Raw genomic sequence first — 19,724 nt, forward strand, 5'->3', positions numbered from 1 at the left:
CCGCCGATTGGCGATGAACATTACGATTCGGTAACATGGATGCTTTGTCTATCCGCTTGAGGGGTTTTTCTATGTCTGTAGCGAGAGCCCTAGCCTCGCCGCGCCGCAATGGCGCCGGCGTTGAGCCGAACCGAAAATCAAAGTTCCGGCCCGAAATCCAGGGACTACGTTCCCTGGCCGTACTGATGGTGGTCAGCTACCACGTCTGGTTTGGGCGGGTGTCGGGCGGCGTTGATGTGTTCCTGCTCATCTCTGCCTTCCTCATGACGCTGCAGTTCGTAGGCAAGTACGAGCAGGGCCGGCCGATGGCCTTGATCAAGCACTGGCTGCACCTTTTCCGGCGTCTTTTGCCGGCGGCCGTCACGGCCATAACCGCCACCTTGGCGGCGAGCTACGTTCTCCTGCCGCGCACCCGCTGGCTGGACATCGTGGACCAGGCCTGGGCGTCCCTCTTCTATTATGAAAACGCATTGCTCCAGGCGCGTGCCGTCGACTACTACGCGACCGACCACAGCCTGGCCAGCCCATTCCAGCATTTCTGGTCCCTGTCCATCCAGGGGCAGGTCTTCATTCTTTGGCCGCTGGCGTTTGCCGGCGCCGCACTCCTCGCCACACGGTTCCGGCTGCACTACCGCATCCTGCTCTGCTACATCTTCGCCGGGGTCTTCCTGGTGTCCCTCACTTACTCGATCGTCTTCACCATCACCAACCAGGCGCAGGCCTACTTCGACACCGGTGCGCGCCTGTGGGAATTCGCGCTCGGCACCCTCGTGGCGCTGATTCTGCCCGGCCTTCGCATTCCCCGGACGGGACGCATCATCCTGGGCTGGGTGGGCATTCTGGCCATGCTCAGCTGCGGAATCCTGCTCAATGTCCAGGCGGCCTTCCCTGGCGTTGCCGCGCTCTGGCCAACGCTCGCGGCGGCCAGCGTTATCGCAGCGGGACAAACCGGAAGCCGGTTCGGTGTGGACAGGATCCTGAGCACCGGCCCGCTTGTCCGGCTTGGGGACAACTCCTATGCGCTGTACCTGTGGCATTGGCCCGTCCTGGTCATCGCCCTCGCCGCAACGGGCCGCGACCACGCCGGACCCCTCTCCGGTGCCGTCATCATCGTCGTGTCGATGGGGCTGGCGTACCTCACCACCCGCTTTGTCGAGAAGCCGTGGCGCGAGTGGAAATGGCCCGAGGTCAACCGCCGACGCGCAACTGTCTCTGTGGCCGCGTGCGTGCTCATCGTTGTGGTCCCCCTGACCGGAGTCCAGATGCAGCAGCATTTCGCGGCCGAGGCGGCGCAGGCCGCTGCCCAGCGGAACAACCCGGGCGCGCAGGCGCTGCTCCCCGGATTTATTGACAAGAGTGACAGCGACGCCGCGATACTGCCGGCCGCGGAGCAGCTGCCCGTGGACTGGGCAACTCTCTCCGGCCCCTGCACGGGTGCGCTGGAGCCTGCCGACGATGCAGTCCGGAACACATGCAGCCAAAGCCGGGAGTCCGACGACTCGTCGAAATCCGTTCTGGTGCTGGGCGATTCGCACGCGCAGCAGTGGCTCGCCGCCATCGCAGCCGTCGGGGAACAAAAAGATTGGACCGTCTACGCGATGCTCAAGGGCGGATGCCAGGTCCAGCCATCGACAGATGAATTCCGTGCAACTAACCCGGACTGCGCCACCTACAACGATGCGGTGCAGGAGCAGATTGCCAAGAACCCTCCCGACGCCATCATGCTGGTCGGAACCGCAGCGGCGCCTTCGTCCCCTGCCGAAGTCCTCACCCCCGGGCTCGAGGAACTGGCCACAACATGGACGGGCCAAGGTATCGACGTTGTTGCCATCCGGGACAATCCACGGTTCGACTTCAACATGGCCGACTGCGTGGTGACGAAAGGCAAAGACAGCCCGGATTGCCGGCCGGCCCAGGCCAACCTGCTGGCCACCGAGAGTCCGTTTGCACCACTGGAGGGAAAAGTCCGCGGCATGACCTTTATGGACATGACCGACCTGATCTGTGACGGCACCAATTGCCCGGGAGTCGTCGGAAACACCTTTGTCTATTTGGACAACAATCACCTCAGCCGCACGTACGTCGCCAGCATGTCATCCGCATTCGGGGATCGGCTGTTGGCGGCAACCGGCTGGAAGGAACAATGACGGCGCAAACACTGACGGAAACTAACAAAGCCAGCGGCGGCAAGGCGGCCAGGAAGGAGTACCGCCCGGAGGTCCAGGGCCTTCGGGCCCTCGCCGTGCTGATGGTGGTGACGTACCACGTCTGGCTGGGCCGGGTATCCGGGGGCGTGGACATCTTCCTGCTCATCTCCGCTTTCCTGCTTACGCTCTCGTTCGTTCGCAAGGTGGAAAACGGCAGCCCCCTCAAGCTGGTCAGCCACTGGCTGCACCTCTTCAAGCGGCTGCTGCCGGCCGCCGTCGTGGTTATTCTGGGAGTCCTCATCGGGACGTGGGCCGTCCTGCCCCAAAGCCGCTGGCCGGACGTCCTGGACGAGGCATGGGCCTCCCTGCTCTACCGGCAGAACTGGCTGCTCGCGGACTCGGCCGTCGACTACTACGCCCAGGACCACTCGGGCGCGAGCCCGCTCCAGCATTTCTGGTCGCTGTCCATCCAGGGGCAGGTGTTCATTCTGTGGCCGCTCGTCTTTGCGGGAGTGGCCTTGCTGCACCGGGTCCTCCGCCGGCCGGCCGTCAGCTACCGGCTGCTCCTGGCCGTTGCCTTCGGGGCGATCTTTGCCGTGTCGCTTGCCTACTCCATTGACCAGACCGCCACGAACCAGGCCTACGCCTACTTCGACACCCGGACCAGGCTGTGGGAATTCGCGCTGGGCTCACTCCTCGCGTTGGCGCTGCCCTACCTGAAGCCCGGAAAAATCGTCCGGGTCATCCTGGGCTGGACAGGCGTCGCGGCCATGGTCTCCTGCGGCCTGCTGCTGACCGTGGACCGGTCCTTTCCCGGGTTTGTGGCGCTGTGGCCCACCTTGGCGGCCGCCGCCATCATCGTGGCCGGCCAGAGCGGCAGCCGCTTCGGCGCCGACCGCCTGCTGAGCTGGAAGCCGCTCGTGTCCCTCGGCGACAATTCCTACGCGCTGTACCTCTGGCATTGGCCGCTGCTGGTACTTGCCCTCGCCGGCACCGGAATTGTGTCACCCAACCTCGTCCAGGGCCTCGCCATCGTGGCCGCTTCCGTGGTCATGGCCGTCCTCACCACCCGCTTTGTGGAGAAGCCGCTGCGTGAATGGCACTGGCCGCAGCGGCGGATCTGGCGCAACGCCGTCGTGATCGTGGCCTGCGGCGCGCTTCTCGCCGGGCCGGTGTCACTCTGGCAGACCAAACTGACTGCTGAAGAAGCAGCAGCCGCCGCGCAGCCCAGGGAACTGACTCCCGGTGCGGCCGCCCTGGCCCCGGAAAACGCCGGGAAGCCGACGCCGGAAGCCAAGATCATTCCGGCGCCGGCTGCCATGAAAGACGAGTGGGCGGACATCGACGGGCTATGCACGGACGGCAACGTGCCCAGTGATCCGCTGCTGTCCGGCTGCCTGCAGAACAGCAAACCGGAAGTTGTCACCAAACGCATCGTGGTGCTTGGCGACTCGCACGCGCAGCAGTACATGGCCGCGCTTGGCCCGATCGCCAAGGAGCACGGCTGGGAAGTGGTGACGCTCCTGAAAGGCAGCTGCCGCTTCGGCGCAGAGTCGGCCGAGCGGGACGCGGAGTGCAATGCCTTCAACAAGGCCAGCGCGGAATATGTACTCGAGCACAAGCCGGACGCTGTGTTCACCGTTGCGTCAATGACGCACGTTGAGGCACCTTTCGAAACCGAAGTTCCGGGTTACCTTGAGGGCATCAAACCGTTCACTGACGCCGGCATGGACGTCGTGGGCGTCCGGGACAACCCGCGCTTCGGTTTCAACATGCCGGAGTGCGTGCAGAAGCGGGGCGCCGCCGCGGAGGAGTGCAATCCTCCGCTCTCTGAATCGCTCGCCGGGTCCTCACCGCTGGACGAATACCGCGGCAAGGTGGACGGTCTCCACCTGATGGACCTCAGCGACTTCATCTGCGCGGACGGCATTTGTCCGGCCGTGGTGGGTAACGTATACGTCTACAAGGATGACAACCATCTGACCAAGACGTACGTGCAGAGCATGATTCCCATGTTCGAGCAGCGGCTGCTCGCCGCCACCGGCTGGACCTGAGCCGGCGGGCACCCCGCCTGGGGCGGTGCCGCCGCGTGGGCCGGGCATGGCCGGCGGTACCCCGCCCGAGCCGGGGCCGGTGGGTGCGGTTCCTCACATTACCGCCGCGGAATATGGGGATCGCCGCCGAGGTTCTAGAATTTATTCAATACTTCCGCGCGAACGTAGCAACCCCCGCACGAAATTCTGCACAGGCCAGTCCCGTAATGACGGGCTGGTCATCAGCTGCAACCCCTACCCGTGAACCCCCAGAAATTAAGGTAAGAGGCGCACTCATGACCCAGCCCGAACACAACCCGTTCGGCTTCATCGGCCTGACCTACGACGACGTCCTGCTCCTGCCCGGACACACCAACGTCATCCCGTCAGAGGCAGACACGTCCTCGCGCATTTCCAAGCGCATCTCCGTCCAGACACCGCTGCTCTCCGCGGCCATGGACACCGTCACGGAGTCCCGGATGGCCATCGCCATGGCCCGCCAGGGCGGCCTCGGCGTGGTGCACCGCAACCTGTCCATCCAGGACCAGGCCGACCAGGTTGACCGTGTGAAGCGCAGCGAGTCCGGGATGATCACCAACCCGCTGACCATCGGGCCGGAAGCGACGCTGGCCGAGCTGGACGAGATCTGCTCGCACTACCGCGTCTCCGGCCTGCCCGTCGTGGACGAGGGCATGCGGCTGCTGGGCATCGTCACCAACCGCGACACCCGCTTCGTGCCGGAAGCGGATTTCCCGATCCGCCTAGTCAGCGATGTCATGACCAAGATGCCCCTGGTCACCGGGCACGTCGGCATCAGCCGCGAGGAGGCCTCGCACAAACTGGCCACCAACAAGATTGAAAAACTTCCCCTTGTTGACGAGCAGGGCCGGCTCAAGGGCCTCATCACCACCAAGGACTTCACCAAGGCGGAGCAGTACCCGCTGGCCACGAAGGACGACGAAGGCCGGCTGCGCGTCGGCGCCGCCATCGGCTTCTTCGGTGACGGCTGGGAACGTGCCATGGCCCTCATCGACGCCGGTGTGGATGCCCTGTTCGTGGACACCGCCAACGGGCACTCCCAGGGTGTGCTGGACATGATCCGCCGCCTGAAGTCCGATCCCGTAGCGGCGCACGTGGACATCATCGGCGGCCAGGCCGCCACTCGCGAGGGTGCGCAGGCGCTGATTGACGCCGGTGCCGACGGCATCAAGGTGGGCGTGGGCCCGGGCTCCATCTGCACCACCCGCGTTGTGGCGGGTGTGGGCGTTCCGCAGATCACCGCCATCTACGAGTCCGCGAAGGCGGCCATCCCGGCCGGCGTTCCGCTGATTGCCGACGGCGGCCTCCAGTACTCGGGCGACATCGGCAAGGCGCTGGTTGCCGGCGCCGATACCGTGATGCTCGGATCCCTGCTGGCCGGCTGTGACGAATCACCCGGCGAGCTCATCTTCGTCAACGGCAAGCAGTTCAAGAGCTACCGCGGCATGGGATCCCTCGGGGCCATGCAGACGCGCGGCAAGAACACGTCCTACTCCAAGGACCGGTACTTCCAGGCCGACGTGTCCGGCGATGACAAGCTCATTCCGGAAGGCATCGAAGGCCGCGTGGCCTACCGCGGCCCGCTGGCATCCGTTGCCTACCAGTTGGTGGGCGGCCTTCGCCAGACCATGTTCTACACCGGCGCTCCGACCGTGGCCGAGCTGAAGGCACGCGGCAAGTTCGTCCGCATCACGCCGGCCGGCCTCAAGGAATCGCACCCGCACGACATCCAGATGACGGTGGAAGCTCCGAACTACGGTTCACGCTAAGCCGACCGGCCTCGCCCGACTGTTGAGGAGGTGGGGAGTTCTCCCCACCTCCTTTTGCGTCCCGCCCATGTACATTCGATGGAGTAACACTCGATCGAATATGGGGGAACGGCATGTCGGACGGGTTTCATGGCGCAGATGTCGCCCAGCTCAGGCAGTTGGCAGGTGCGATGCGTTCAGCAGGAACCACGTTGCAGACCCAGCTGAGCACTTTCAATGCCGGCGTCGCTGCCGCGCAGTGGCCGGGCCCGGATGCGGAGCTCTTCCGCCACGATTGGAAGACCAGCCACAGCCGGGTTCTCCGGGACGCCGTGGTCTTTCTGAACAATGCTGCCGCCGAGCTGAGCAGGAACGCTAAAGAGCAGAATGCGGCAAGTTTGGCGGTGGGAGAACCAGTGTTCCCGCCGAACTCCGCCGGCGTGCACGTGTGGAAACCTGGGCCGCTGGATCTTCAGGGCAAATCCGCGGGGCAGATAAAAGACTGGTGGGCAGGGCTGACGGAGCGCGAGAGGCAGGACTTTATCCGTGACTACCCCGCTCAGGCAGGCAACACGAACGGCATTCCGTTTGATGCGAGAGTGGAAGCGAACCGCATCAATGCGCAAAACCGGATCGATTGGCTCAACCAGAACGACCCCGAGCCGTTGTTCAACCCGCTGCTCATGGATGCGGGCTATCCGCAACGGTTCACCGCCCAACACGAAGCGTGGGAAAAGCGCCAGTCCTACCTGCAAAAAGTGGTGGACGGAGACATCAAGCTGGCCGCATACGACCCGGGCAGAAACTCCATAGTGGAGATGATCGGAGAATTCGACAGCGGCACGACCACCGCCGTGACGTACGTGCCGGGTACCTTGACGAACGAGGCCTCGTTCTACGGCGGGGGACCGCAGGGAGTCCCGAGCTATCTCGTTGAGTCCGACGGGACTGGCGGAACGGTGGCCTTTGTCTACAAGGGGTCGGAGTTTCCTGACGGAAACTACGGTGAAGCGTTCCTGGTGGAAGCCAAGAGCGATCATTTCGTTGCCGACAAGTCTCCCGCTCTCCGGGACTTTCAGGCAGCCGTGGACTTGGAGAAGCCGGCATCCGCCCTGACCGCGGCCATGGGCCACAGCTGGGGGTTCCGGCTGATAGCGGGCTCGGAGAATGACGGGGCACGTTATGACAAGGTCATCGCCTTGTCCGGGGCTGCAATGCCACCCGGCTGGAACCCAAATCAGGGAACCGAATACTCCACCTTCACGTATCCGGACGGCCTGCTGACCGCGGAACTCAGCGGTGTCGTTGGTGAAAACTACCCTATGAAAGAACCGGCCTTTGACAAGCACATCTACGCCCCGCCCGGGGGCTTCGAATGGTCGGACGGCTTGAGCTTCGAGAACCACAGCCTCATTGCGACCACAGGTCCGGATAACGAGAAGGCGCTGGAAGATGTTGAAAAGGAAATTCGTGGTAAATAACGGCAAAGCGCGCAGGACGGCATTGAACTGGCGCACGGCTGCAACTATATTCCTGTCCCTCACGCTGGCAGCGTGCGGTCAGGCGGAGAGCGGAAAAACGATGACAACAACGACACTCGAATCAGCCAAATCAAAGGTCATTTCGCTGCAGCAGGAAATCACGGTGATGGTTCCGGAAGATCTGGTGATCTCGCGTTTTGCCAATGACGTGTCGAGCCTGATGCGTTGCGACGGTGAGCAAAAGAAGTGGACTGGAGCCGTCGAAATTGAGCTCGCCCCCGGCATCGACCGAGAAGTCTTCCTGGACAAGGTACGGGACTCGATTGCGGGCCGCGACGGGTGGAAGGTCTCCGACGACACGGATCAGGATGGAGGCCGCCGGGTGGACATACTCCATGACGACGGAACTCACCTGCTCGTTTCGTTCTACGATTCGCCTGAGACGCTGCGGGTGGCAGGCTTCAGCGCGTGTTTTGACCTTCCCGAATACGAGTACGGCGAAAAGTACTAGCCGCACCACCCTTTCTGCGTGCGGAACTAGGCTGTAGTCATGCCCGAACCACGCCATCCCGCAGAACTTAGCCCCAAGCGGGATCCCAAGCGGAAACTCGCTGTGAGGCCCTACGCCCGGGCAGTGGCACAGGTGCTGCGGGTCAGCTTCCGTGCCTCGCCGGCCGCCGTCGTGATGAAGGTGGTCGGCTCGCTGATCTCCGCACTGCTGCCCCTGGTCACCACCTACTTTGCTGCGCTGACCACCACCGCCCTGGCCGCCGCCTATTCCGGTGATGCCGCTGCCGGCCAGCAGGCCATCATCTACGTGATCATCACGGCCGCCCTGGGCCTGTTCTGGGGCGCCTTCAGCAGTGTGGACCGCTACATCCAGCAGCTCATGAGCTTCAAGGTGGGGGCGATTGTCGGCGACCAAATGTACGAGCGGTTCCTTGCCCTCGAGTTCTGGCGCTACGACGACAAGGAGACGGTTGACCTCTACGACCGCGCCAAGAGGTTCTCCGATTCCTATGCCAGGGTCCTGGACCGGATCGCCGCGATCTTCACGCAACTGGTCTCCGTGATCCTGGCGGTCGGGGCGCTCCTGCTGGTGAGCTGGTGGATCGCCGTGATCGTCCTGGTGGCCATCGTCCCCAGCGTGTATCTGCAGTTCAAGCTGTCCCGGGAACAGATTGCCCACTGGAACACGCAGGTTGATTCACGCCGCCAGCGGCGGATGATCGAGACCAACCTGCTGCGTCCCCAGCACATTGCCGAGATGCGCCTGTACGGGATCGTCGGGCATCTCATGGAGCTGCGCTCCCGTCTCAGGGACGCCGATGAGAAAAGGCGGCTGGATTTCCAAAAGCGCTACATCCCCAAGCAGCTCGCGGCGGACGCCCTGCAGTACGGGGCCGAGGTCGTTTCGCTGATCTGGGTGGTGGGCCAGATCATCGCCCGCGCGCAGCCTGTGGGGCAGTTCCTGTACGTCCAACAGATCGTCAGCAGGGCGCTGTCCACTGCCAACAACCTCGTCTCTTCGCTCAGCTCCATCGACGAGGACCTGGCGAACCTCAAGGACTACGAGCTGTTCATGGCAATGCCGGTTCGCTCGGAGCATGCTCCGCCGCTGCTGCAGGCTCCGAAGACTGTGGAGCTGCGGGATATCCGTTTTACGTATACCGGCAGCGACATCGAGGTGATCCGTGGCATCACCATGACGATCCGCGAGGGCCAGCACATCGCCATCGTGGGGGAGAACGGCGCCGGGAAGTCCACGCTGATCCGAATTCTCGCGGGGCTCTACCGCCCCGATTCCGGGCAGGTGATGCTCGACGGCGTCGACCTCGCCGCCGTCGACGTCAAGTCCTGGCACCGCCATCTGGCGGTGCTGAGCCAGGAATTCCTCAAGTATGAGTTCGCCACGGCCGCGGAAAACATTCTTTTTGGCGATGTCGATTCGCCGCGTGACGATGAGCGGATCCGCCGGTCGGCCTCCGACGCCGAGGCCCTCGAGTTCATCAACAAGCTGCCCAACGGCCTCGACAACCACGTCAGCAACTGGATGGAGGATCCGCGCGGCCGCAAGGGCAGCGGACTCAGCGGCGGCCAGTGGCAGCGGCTCGCGATGGCCCGGAACTTCTACCGGAACGCCACCTTCATGGTCATGGACGAGCCGACGTCGGCCATCGACGCCCTCGCCGAACACCGGATCTTCACCCGGCTCTTTGCCGACCGCAGCAGCACCATCATCGCCATCAGCCACAGGCTCGCAACGATAGAGAAAGCCGACATTGTCTACATGCTCGAAGACGGGCAGATTGTGGAACAGGGGACCCACAAGGAGCTGGTGGCACTGGGTGGCCGCTACTTCCGGATGTTCGAATCCCAGCTGAGCCTCGACGCTTAGAGCGGGCCATAACTCGCGGTGCCGTATGGGTCGCGCCACGTGGCCAGGTCGTCTTCCACCGCCGTGCGTAGAACAGGGTTCGCCCGGACCCTTCGCCGGAAGGACTGACGGGCCCGGCCCAACACCACCGACGGGACGAAGATGCAGGTCACCAGGAGAATCACTATGAGGAGATAGGCGCCGATCACCGTGACGAGCGTAGTGGTTCCCCGGGAAGCGATCCCGGGCAAGGAGACGAACCCGCCACCCAGGGCCAGGACGGGGCCGCAGCCGATTGCGCTGCTCCAAGCTGCCGCCAGGGCGCCTTGGGCGTCGGCCAATTGCCGCAAACGGGAAGGGGCATTCGGTGGACTGATCCGGGCCAGTTCCGGGGAGATCCAGTAATCGAGGGGATGCGCGGGCTGGTCGGCCGCGAAGGGACTTGAAAATGTCATGCCGGACTAGGAACCCAGTCCCTCGCGCAACCGGTGATCCAGGTCTTCCGCAGAGAGGGGACTGGTACGCCCCAGCCACCGGGCGTACAACTCCTCCTGCCTTTAGGCATGAGGGTCACTAAAGCGACCACGACCGCCAGCATCGCAATCGGGGCTGCGGCGGCAACTCCGGGTGCCATACGAATTTGCTGGTGAGTGCGGGCAAAGTCTGTTGCCGGCCGCGGCGGCTTGCGCGAAAACAACGCCGTCGCGCGGGGATTCGTGCCGGCATGTATGCCCGCGGATTCCTCAGTTCAAACTATTTCATGAAGCCGGGCCCCGCGATGGGGACAGTCCCCTCGTGTACGCCGACGGCGTCGGGCGGCACCCTGCAGGCAGGGAACCGCCGGCCGCGCACCCTGCGCGGCCGGCGGTTCCGGGATTTCTCGCAGCCAGGAGCTAGGAGGTGGTCACGGAAGTGTCATCAAGGAAGAAGTACGTCGACAGCGATGAATCCTCGACGCCCAGGAAGCGCACGGTCACGCTCTGGCCCTTGTAGGCGGAAAGGTCCAGCTGCTTCTGGACGTAGCCGGTGGACTCGTTGAGGTTGGAGTACGTGGCTAGCGTGGAGGTGGTGCCGCCGCTGATCACCTGGACTTTGAGGGTGTCGTAGGCGGAACTGGCAGTGGTTTCGTCAGACTGCACTTTCAGGTAGAAGGACAGCGAAGCGGCGGACACGGCGGAGGGGACTGCAAAGGCCTGGTCGAGCTTGTAGGACGTTGCCTGGCCCCAGCCGTTCAGCCCGGCGAAACGGGTACCGGTCCGGGCATTGGTGCCGGTCTCAAACGTGTCGGCGTGATCGGACGTCCAGGAAACCGCGCCCGCTTCGAAGCCCGGGTTCAGCAGGAGATTGCCCGACGGCGGGGGAGTGGTCCCGCCCAGCAGGCCCATGGTCTTGGTGGCGTCCGACAGTCCCGCGCCGCAGCCCGTTGTGCAGCCGCCCGGCATGGCCCGCGTTCCCTGCTTGAGTGTGGACTCAACCTGGGCCGGCGTGAGGGCGGAGGTCTTGGATTTCATCAGCGCCGCCAGGCCGGCCACGTGCGGGGCCGCCATGGACGTGCCCTGGTAGTTTGCGTAGCCTGCCGAAGCCGGTGTGGTGGTGCCCGTGTTGATGGTGGAGAGGATTCCGCCGCCGGCCACCCTGACGTCGCCGCCGGGAGCGGTCATGTCAACGGTGGCGCCGAAGTTGGAGTAGTAGGAGAGGCTGCCGCTCGGATTGCTGGCAGCCACGCTGACAACGCTTCCGCAGTTCGCCGGGCGGAAGCCGGAAGCATCCTGATTGCTGTTGCCGGCAGCGACAACCACTGTGGTGCCGCGGGAAACTGCGGAATCGATGGCTGCCTGGTATGTGCTGCCGCAGGCGCCTGATCCGCCCAGGCTCATGTTGATGACCTTGGCGGGATTGGCGTTGGCCGGGATGCCCGCGACGGTTCCGCCGGCTGACCAGATGATGGCATCGGCGATGTCGGACAGTGAGCCGCCGCACTTGGCGAGGACGCGGACCGGCACCACTTTGGCGTTGGGAGCGACGCCCGCCACTCCGGTGGCGTTCCCGGTGACGGCTGCAATCGTGCCCGCGACGTGTGTGCCGTGCCAGGAACTGTTGCCGGCTGTGGCCTGGCCGCACTCGCCGGCGGCGTACCAGTCGCCCTGGTCCTGCGCATTGGCGTCGCGGCCGTTGCCGTCGCGTGCGGCAGTGGCGTCCGAGACGAAGTCATAGCCGGGCAGCACGTTCGCGTCGAGGTCGGCGTGAGCCGTGATGCCTGTATCGATGACGGCCACGGTGACGCCGGTACCGGTGGCGACGTCCCACGCGCCGGGGATCCGCATGCCGTTCGTGGCCGTGAAATCCCACTGTTCGCCGTAGCGCGGGTCGTTCGGCGTAAGCGCCACGGTCATGCGGGCGTCAGGTTCGACGGACTCGACCGACCCGGACGCTGCAATTTCAGTCATGAAGTCCTCGGCAGCCTGGCCGGAGAGGGCCTGATCCGCCTCAATCAGTGTTCCACCGGTTGCCAGCGTGCGGACCTCCTTCACGGCCACACCCTGTTCCTTGGCCGCCTTGCCCCACGCGTTGGCACGGCCGTTCGCTGTGGCGTTGGCCGCGCTCTCCTTGTAGTCCACGATGAACTTGGTATAGGCCTCGCCGGCGGTCACATCCTGCACCGTAGCAACAGTGGCATTTTGCCCTGCAGTGGCGCGGCCGCCGGTTGCCGCGTCCCCGGCTTCAGTGGTGGCGAAGACCGGTGAACTGGCGAAGGCCAGCGTGCCGACTGCTGCGGCGAGCGACAGGGCCAATATGCGGTGGCGCCTGATTGATGCACTTCCTGCTCTTCTCAAAAGGATCTTCTTTCTCGGATCGGGCACACGGGTGGCCCTGATGATGGAGTGATGGATGGTCACGTGGTGTATCAGGTGGTAACCGAGAGTAAACGTAAAGGTATTTTCATAACTTGTAAATGGTTGACAAATCCTGTCAATAAAGGGTTGACTATCAGTTTCCCCGGTGAGCCCGGGGGAGTCGCCCCGCCGTATCCCGCGTGGTCAAGTAAAGTGGTCACGTGACTTATGAGATTGAGATTGGCCGTGGCAAGCGTGGGCGTCGTGCCTACTCCCTGGATGACATCGCGATCGTCCCCAACCGTCGGACGCGTGATCCCAAGGACGTTTCGGTCTCGTGGCAGATAGATGCCTACAAGTTCGACATGCCTGTGATCGCCGCGCCCATGGACTCGGCGATGTCGCCCGAGACCGCCATTGCCCTGGGCCGCCTCGGCGGACTGGGCGTGCTGGACCTGGAGGGTCTCTGGACGCGGTACGAGGACCCGCAGTCCGTGCTCGACCAGATCGGAGCGCTGGAGGATGAAACCAACAGCCCCGCCGTCACCCGGCGCATGCAGGAGCTCTACCAGGCACCCATCCAGCCGGAACTGATTACGTCCCGCCTGGCCGAAATCCGGGCCGCAGGCGTGACCGTCGCCGGCTCGCTCACCCCGCAGCGCACCCAGGAGCACTACAAGACCGTCGTGGCCGCCGGTGTGGACATCTTCGTCATCAGGGGAACCACCGTCTCGGCCGAGCACGTCTCCAAGGACCACGAGCCGCTCAACCTGAAGCAGTTCATCTACGAGTTGGACGTCCCCGTGATTGTAGGCGGCGCTGCCGGCTACACTCCCGCCCTGCACCTCATGCGCACCGGCGCTGCCGGTGTTCTGGTGGGCTTCGGCGGCGGTGCCACCACCACAACCCGCCGTGCCCTCGGCATCCACTCGCCCATGGCGTCGGCAATTTCCGACGTCGCCGCGGCCCGCCGCGATTACATGGACGAGTCCGGCGGCCGTTACGTTCACGTGATTGCCGACGGCGGTATGGGCTCCTCCGGTGACATCGTCAAGGCCATCGCCATGGGCGCAGACGCCGTGATGCTCGGCAGTGCACTGGCCAGGGCGGAAGAAGCGCCGGGCAAGGGCTGGCACTGGGGCCAGGAGGCCCACCACCTGGAACTCCCGCGCGGCGACAGGGTCAACGTCGGCACGGTGGGCCCGCTCGAGGAGGTCCTCTTCGGCCCCGGCCACCACACCAACGGAACGTCGAACCTGATCGGCGCCCTCCGCCGCTCCATGGCGACCACCGGCTATTCGGACCTGAAAGAATTCCAGCGGGTCGACGTCGTCGTGTCCCCGTACTCCGGAAACTGACGCTCATGCCGGTCCCGGGCTGTCCCGGGACCGGCTGCAAATGAGCCCTGCCCATCCGCATGCCTAGGAAGTAGTCTGTGAACTACGAGGTTTGATGCGGATGGAGGCTTGAAATGTTCAGTTCTTCCGGTGGTTCGTCCTTTGTACAGGGGGCACTCGGCCCCGCCGCCAGGGAAGCATCGCTTGCGGCGCTCAAGGCGACAATGGAGCCGGGCAAGGAACTCGACATCCTCATCGTCGGTGGTGGCATCGTCGGGACCGGCGCTGCCCTCGATGCCGTCACGCGGGGCCTGAGTGTCGGCATCGTGGAGGCCAACGACTGGGCCGCAGGCACATCGTCGCGTTCCTCCAAACTCATTCACGGCGGACTGCGCTACCTCGAAATGCTTGACTTCGGGCTCGTCAAGGAAGCGCTGCATGAACGCGGGCTGCTGCTGTCCGAGATCGCTCCGCACCTCGCCCGGCCGGTACCCTTCCTCTACCCGCTGACCAAGCCATTCTTCGAACGGCCCTACATCGGCGCCGGCATTGCCCTGTACGACGTCATGTCCATTTCCGGCGGGCACAAACGGGGCGTGCCGTTCCACAAGCACCTGAGCCGCCGCGGCACCCTGCGCGCTGCGCCGAGCCTGAAGGATGACGCCTTCGTCGGTTCCATCAGGTACTACGACGGGCAGGTGGACGACGCCAAATATGTGGCCAACCTGATCCGCACCGCCGCGCACTACGGCGCCCACGCCGTCAACCAGACGGCGGTAGTCGACTTCCTGCGCGAAGGCGAGCGGGTGGTGGGCGCCAAGGTGGTCAACCGCGAGGACGGCACCACCTTCAGCATCCGCGCCAAGCAGGTCATCAACGCAACGGGCGTGTGGACCGACGAAACCCAGGCCATGGTGACGGACCGCGGGCAGCTGAAGGTGCGCGCTTCCAAGGGCATCCACCTCGTAGTGCCGCGCGACCGCTTCCAGTCAACCGTCGGACTGATCCTCCGGACCGAGAAATCCGTGCTCTTCGTTATCCCTTGGGGCCGGCACTGGATCATCGGCACCACGGACACCGACTGGCACCTGGACAAAGCCCACCCGGCGGCATCCAGCAAGGACATCGACTACATCCTTGAGCACGTCAACAAAGTGCTCAAGCGGCCCCTGACCAGGGAAGACGTGGAAGGCGTCTACGCCGGGCTGCGTCCGCTCCTGGCCGGCGAGAACGACTCAACCGCCAAGCTTTCCCGCGAACATGTGGTGGCCCACCCGGTGCCGGGCCTCGTGGTGGTGGCCGGCGGAAAGTGGACCACCTACCGCGTCATGGCCAAGGACGCCGTCGATGAGGCCACCCGGAGCATGGACGAACGCGTGCCGCCGAGCTGCACCGATTCCATCCCGCTGCTCGGAGCCAACGGCTTTAAGGCGGCCTGGAACCGCCGGAACCGGACGGCCGAGGAGTCCGGCGTGCACGTGGCCCGGATTGAACACCTGCTCAACCGGTACGGCTCCATGGCCACCGAGGTCCTCGCGCTCATCAAGGAAAACCCGGCACTGGCCGAGCCGTTGCCGGGCGCCGACGACTACCTCCAGGCCGAAGCCGTCTACGCGGCCACGCATGAGGGGGCCCGTCACGTGCACGACGTATTGACGCGCAGAACCCGAATTTCCATAGAGTCGTGGGACCGGGGTGTGTCCGCTGTCCCGGTTGTCGCTAAGCTGATAGGAGAAATTCTTGGCTGGAGCGATGCGCAGCGCGAAAGCGAAATCAAGCATTACCTTGCCCGGGTGGAAGCCGAACGGCTCAGCCAGGAGCAGCCTGACGATGAATCTGCCGACGCCGCGCGCCTGGGCGTCGAGGACATCGTCCCGTTGCGGTGACAAGGTGGATGACTGACGTGCGCCTCCTGCCTCACTGAAGGGACACATCTTGGCGGAACCACTGGACCGGTACGATGCCGAACTCACCACACCGGACATGGTGATTCTCGAGCTTGATGCCGCTGACAAGGCGGACGCGGCAACCCAGCTGGCGGAACGGCTCTATGCGGCAGGGCGCGTAACGGACCTGGAAGGCTTCCTGAAGCACGTCAATGCCCGCGAGCACCAGCTCGCCACCGGGCTGCCCGGCGGAGTCGGGCTGCCGCATGCCCGCAGCGAGTTCGTGTCCCGGACCTCCATTGCCGTTGGGGTCACCAAATATGGCAGGGCCCTGGACTTCGGCGCGACGGACGGACCGGCAACCGTGATCCTGCTGATCGCGACGCCGGCAAGTTCGTTCTCCGACCACCTTGAGGTTCTCGCCACGCTGGCCCGCTCGCTGTCAAAGGAATCATTCCGGGAATCCCTGCGCCGCGCTTACGATGCCGAAGTCATCGCCGAGCTCATCAACTCAAGCCTGGTGTTCTTCGACCACTAGAGGGGATCCGGCTGCCCCGCAATAGCCGCGGTTCGTTGTTCTACACGAGGACGAAGTACGGTTAATGTGTGTTGAAAACTGCCCTCAAACCCCGCTGGATCGCAGGCCTGGTCTTTGCGATCGTCATTTCCGGGGTTTTTGTGCTGCTCAGCCAGTGGCAATTCGGCCGATCAACCCAACCTGAGGCCCCGGTTTCGACCGGGACCGAAGACACCAAGCCGCTTGTTTCGGTGCTGCAGCCGGGTGATTTCTTTCACGGCACCGCTGCCGACCAAATGGTCGCGGCAACAGGGTCCTACGATCCCGACAAGCAGGTTCTGGTGCCGGGCCGGCTCCACGACGGCGCTACCGGATACTGGGTGGTGTCGGCATTTTCGGTGCAGGATGCTCCGGTGCTGAGCGGTGTTGCTGCGTCACCCGGGACCTGGATCCCGGTGGCCCGCGGGTGGGTGGCCGCTCCCGCGGACGCGAGCCCCCCGCCGTCGGGCACTATTGAACTGACCGGACGGCTCCTGCCGTCCGAGGCGCCGCTGCCCAACACCGCCCCGGAACCCGGACGCGCCACTGCCGTATCCGTGGCCGAACTCATCAATGTCTGGGACATCAGCAGCTATCCGGGGTTTGTGGCGGCCACATCCGAGGTCGTCGGTGGCGCCGACGTCAGCGCTTCGGTCGTCAGCGGCGAGCTGAAGCCCCTGCACATCGGCCCGCAGCCGCCGGCGCAGCAAGTGAACTGGCTCAACCTGTTCTACTCCGTGGAATGGATCGTGTTTGCTGGCTTCGCCCTGTTCATCTGGTGGCGCATGGTGAAGGATGACTACCGCCGCGACCTCGAGGACGAGTTCGACGACGAGGACGACGAGCACCACCAGCACACCGAAGAAACGCCGCAGTCAGCACAGCAAGCCAACCCGTCAGAAAAATCCAGCACGTCTGAACAAAAGGTACAGCCATGATCGATCCCAAGCCGGCCATCCAGCCGCAGCAGTCCAAGACCAGCGGATCAGGCACCGTGAAAAAGCGTCGGTTCGGCGGGACGGAAGCCCAGATCCGGTCCGCTCTGAAGTTCTATAAAGTCCTGGCATACCTGACCGGTGGGATGCTCCTGCTGCTCTGCGCCGAACTGGTTGCGCGGTACGCCTTCGGCCAGTACCTGTTCGCAGGCGGAACCAACGCGGTCACCGGCCAGCCGTTCGGCTTCGGGTTCGCCGACGCCGAGCCGCAGGGCGTGCTCGGGGGAGTGAACCTCTCGGTGGCTGTGCTGATTGTCCACGGCTGGATGTACGTCGTGTACCTGATGTCCAACTTCCGCCTGTGGTCGCTGATGCGGTGGCCGTTCGCGAAACTGATCCTCCTGGCACTGGGCGGCGTGATTCCGTTCCTGTCGTTCATCGTGGAGAAGAAGTTCCACGCCGAGGTGGAAGCCGAACTCGCTGCGAATCCGCAGGCGTCCAAGCGCTACTGACCGAACCCGGGTCCTGCCGGCGTTCAGGCGTTGCCCGCACGATGCCTGCACCGGCGTTGGTGTGAGATCGCTAACGCCCGGGGCCGATTCGGGCCGCGGACGGCCGTCTCAACGTGCGACTCGGCAAGCGCCCAAGTAGTCTAGGACGGTGACTACTCCCACTGCATCCCAGACTTCCCAGAAGCCGGTGCTGGTTGTTGACTACGGTGCCCAGTACGCGCAGCTGATTGCCCGCCGCGTCCGGGAAGCGAATGTGTATTCGGAAGTGGTTCCGCATACCTACTCCACCGAGCAGCTCCTGGCCAAGAACCCCGCCGCCATCATCCTTTCGGGTGGCCCCTCCAGCGTGTACGCGGAAGGGGCGCCGAGTGTTGGTGCCGACCTGTTCGAAGCCGGAATCCCCGTCTTCGGCATCTGCTACGGCTTCCAGGCCATGGCCAACGCGCTGGGCGGGAAAGTAGACAAGACAGGCCTGCGCGAGTACGGCTCAACGCAGACCACCATCCTCGGGGAGGGCCGCTCCGTCCTTGAGGGGATGCCGCAGCACCAGACAACCTGGATGAGCCACGGCGACTCCGTGCACGAGGCGCCGGAAGGCTTTGAAGTGCTGGCGACGACCGCCGGCGCGGAAGTGGCGGCATTCGCCAACGAAGAGAAGTGCCTTTACGGCGTGCAGTGGCACCCAGAGGTGAAGCACTCGGCCTACGGCCAGCAGGTCCTCGAGAACTTCCTGTTCAAGGGCGCCAAGCTTGAACCGAACTGGACCACGGGGAACATCCTCGAGGAACAGGTTGACCGTATCCGCAAGCAGATCGGTGACGCCAGGGTTATCTGCGGCCTCTCCGGCGGCGTCGACTCCGCCGTGGCGGCAGCCCTGGTCCAGCGCGCGGTGGGCGACCAGCTGACCTGTGTGTTCGTGGACCACGGCCTGCTGCGCGAAGGCGAAGCAGAGCAGGTTGAACGCGATTTCGTGGCCGCCACGGGCGTCAAGCTCTACGTCGCCAACGAGCAGGAGCGGTTCCAAGCTGCCCTGGCCGGGGTCAGCGATCCCGAGACCAAGCGCAAGATCATCGGCCGCGAGTTCATCCGTGCGTTCGAGGAAGCCGAACTGGCCATCATTGCCGAGGCTGCTGCGCACGGCGAAAAGATCAAGTTCCTGGTGCAGGGGACCCTGTACCCGGACGTCGTCGAATCCGGCGGCGGCGAAGGTGCAGCCAACATCAAGAGCCACCACAACGTGGGCGGCCTGCCGGAAGACCTGCAGTTCGAGCTCGTCGAGCCGCTTCGTGCGCTGTTCAAGGACGAGGTCCGCGCTGTCGGTGCCCAGCTGGGATTGCCGCAGGAAATCGTCGGCCGCCAGCCGTTCCCGGGTCCGGGACTCGGCATCCGCATCGTCGGCGAAGTGACTAAGGAACGTCTGGACCTGCTCCGCAAGGCCGACGCGATTGCCCGTGCCGAGCTGACCGCCGCCGGCCTGGACAACGAAGTGTGGCAGATGCCGGTTGTCCTGCTGGCAGACGTCCGCAGCGTCGGCGTTATGGGCGACGGCCGCACCTACGGCCACCCGATCGTTCTTCGTCCCGTTTCGTCCGAGGACGCCATGACCGCCGACTGGTCACGGCTTCCGTACGACCTGCTGGCGAAAATCTCCAACCGCATCACCAACGAGGTGGAAGGCGTCAACCGCGTGGTGCTGGACGTGACCAGCAAGCCGCCGGGAACCATCGAGTGGGAATAGCACTTTGAGTGGCCGGTCTCAGCAATGAGGCCGGCCACTTTGCTTTATTCACGCTAAATCCGGCGCAATTTTGCCCCGTCCCAGTGTTGCGGTCTCTCACT

At 64.4% G+C, this 19,724-nt stretch carries 14 protein-coding genes; 12 read left to right on the forward strand and 2 right to left on the reverse strand.

What is annotated here, in order from left to right:
• Window positions 1-71 precede the first annotated feature (71 nt).
• The 6 genes from CXQ91_RS01205 (at window position 72) to CXQ91_RS01230 (ending at window position 9,846) form a co-directional block, all read left to right on the forward strand.
• Window positions 72-2,147: an acyltransferase family protein gene (locus CXQ91_RS01205; protein WP_104172100.1), complete on the forward strand. Its 2,076-nt coding sequence runs from the start codon at window positions 72-74 to the stop codon at window positions 2,145-2,147.
• Window positions 2,144-4,201, forward strand: a complete 2,058-nt coding sequence (locus CXQ91_RS01210; protein WP_104172101.1) for an acyltransferase family protein — start codon at window positions 2,144-2,146, stop codon at window positions 4,199-4,201. The genes CXQ91_RS01205 and CXQ91_RS01210 overlap by 4 nt, the downstream gene beginning before the upstream one ends.
• A gap of 275 nt (window positions 4,202-4,476) precedes the next feature.
• Window positions 4,477-5,988, forward strand: a complete 1,512-nt coding sequence (guaB, locus tag CXQ91_RS01215) for an IMP dehydrogenase (RefSeq protein ID WP_104172102.1) — start codon at window positions 4,477-4,479, stop codon at window positions 5,986-5,988.
• A gap of 191 nt (window positions 5,989-6,179) precedes the next feature.
• Window positions 6,180-7,448 (forward strand): hypothetical protein, encoded by a 1,269-nt coding sequence (locus CXQ91_RS01220; protein WP_104172103.1) that lies wholly within the window; start codon window positions 6,180-6,182, stop codon window positions 7,446-7,448.
• Window positions 7,438-7,959 (forward strand): hypothetical protein, encoded by a 522-nt coding sequence (locus CXQ91_RS01225; protein WP_258073781.1) that lies wholly within the window; start codon window positions 7,438-7,440, stop codon window positions 7,957-7,959. The genes CXQ91_RS01220 and CXQ91_RS01225 overlap by 11 nt, the downstream gene beginning before the upstream one ends.
• Before the next feature lie 39 nt (window positions 7,960-7,998).
• Window positions 7,999-9,846: an ABC transporter ATP-binding protein gene (locus CXQ91_RS01230; RefSeq protein ID WP_104172105.1), complete on the forward strand. Its 1,848-nt coding sequence runs from the start codon at window positions 7,999-8,001 to the stop codon at window positions 9,844-9,846.
• On the opposite strand, the gene CXQ91_RS01235 is transcribed toward CXQ91_RS01230, so the two are convergent.
• Window positions 9,843-10,280 (reverse strand): hypothetical protein, encoded by a 438-nt coding sequence (locus tag CXQ91_RS01235; RefSeq protein WP_104172106.1) that lies wholly within the window; start codon window positions 10,278-10,280, stop codon window positions 9,843-9,845. The genes CXQ91_RS01230 and CXQ91_RS01235 overlap by 4 nt on opposite strands.
• Before the next feature lie 438 nt (window positions 10,281-10,718).
• Entirely contained in the window at window positions 10,719-12,617 is a 1,899-nt protein-coding gene (locus CXQ91_RS01240) for a S8 family peptidase (protein WP_258073783.1), read from the reverse strand.
• Between the two features lie 263 nt (window positions 12,618-12,880).
• On the opposite strand from CXQ91_RS01240, the gene CXQ91_RS01245 reads away from it, so the two are divergent.
• The 6 genes from CXQ91_RS01245 to guaA all read left to right on the forward strand — a co-directional run bounded on the left by CXQ91_RS01245 (window position 12,881) and on the right by guaA (window position 19,623).
• Entirely contained in the window at window positions 12,881-14,017 is a 1,137-nt protein-coding gene (locus CXQ91_RS01245; RefSeq protein ID WP_043482875.1) for a GuaB3 family IMP dehydrogenase-related protein, read from the forward strand.
• Between the two features lie 113 nt (window positions 14,018-14,130).
• Window positions 14,131-15,882 (forward strand): glycerol-3-phosphate dehydrogenase/oxidase, encoded by a 1,752-nt coding sequence (locus CXQ91_RS01250; protein WP_104172107.1) that lies wholly within the window; start codon window positions 14,131-14,133, stop codon window positions 15,880-15,882.
• 49 nt (window positions 15,883-15,931) lie between these two features.
• Window positions 15,932-16,420 (forward strand): PTS sugar transporter subunit IIA, encoded by a 489-nt coding sequence (locus CXQ91_RS01255; RefSeq protein WP_104172108.1) that lies wholly within the window; start codon window positions 15,932-15,934, stop codon window positions 16,418-16,420.
• Between the two features lie 68 nt (window positions 16,421-16,488).
• Window positions 16,489-17,376, forward strand: coding sequence for an SURF1 family protein (locus CXQ91_RS01260; protein WP_104172109.1), 888 nt, complete (start codon window positions 16,489-16,491; stop codon window positions 17,374-17,376).
• Window positions 17,373-17,885 carry a DUF3817 domain-containing protein gene (locus CXQ91_RS01265; RefSeq protein WP_104172110.1) on the forward strand — a complete coding sequence of 171 codons (513 nt, stop codon included), beginning with the start codon at window positions 17,373-17,375 and terminating at the stop codon, window positions 17,883-17,885. Before CXQ91_RS01260 ends, CXQ91_RS01265 begins: the two co-directional genes overlap by 4 nt.
• 148 nt (window positions 17,886-18,033) lie before the next feature.
• Window positions 18,034-19,623: a glutamine-hydrolyzing GMP synthase gene (guaA, locus tag CXQ91_RS01270; protein ID WP_104172111.1), complete on the forward strand. Its 1,590-nt coding sequence runs from the start codon at window positions 18,034-18,036 to the stop codon at window positions 19,621-19,623.
• Window positions 19,624-19,724: the final 101 nt, after the last annotated feature.

Origin of the sequence: Arthrobacter sp. Y81 (genome assembly GCF_002929335.1) — a bacterium.
GTDB lineage: Bacteria > Actinomycetota > Actinomycetes > Actinomycetales > Micrococcaceae > Arthrobacter.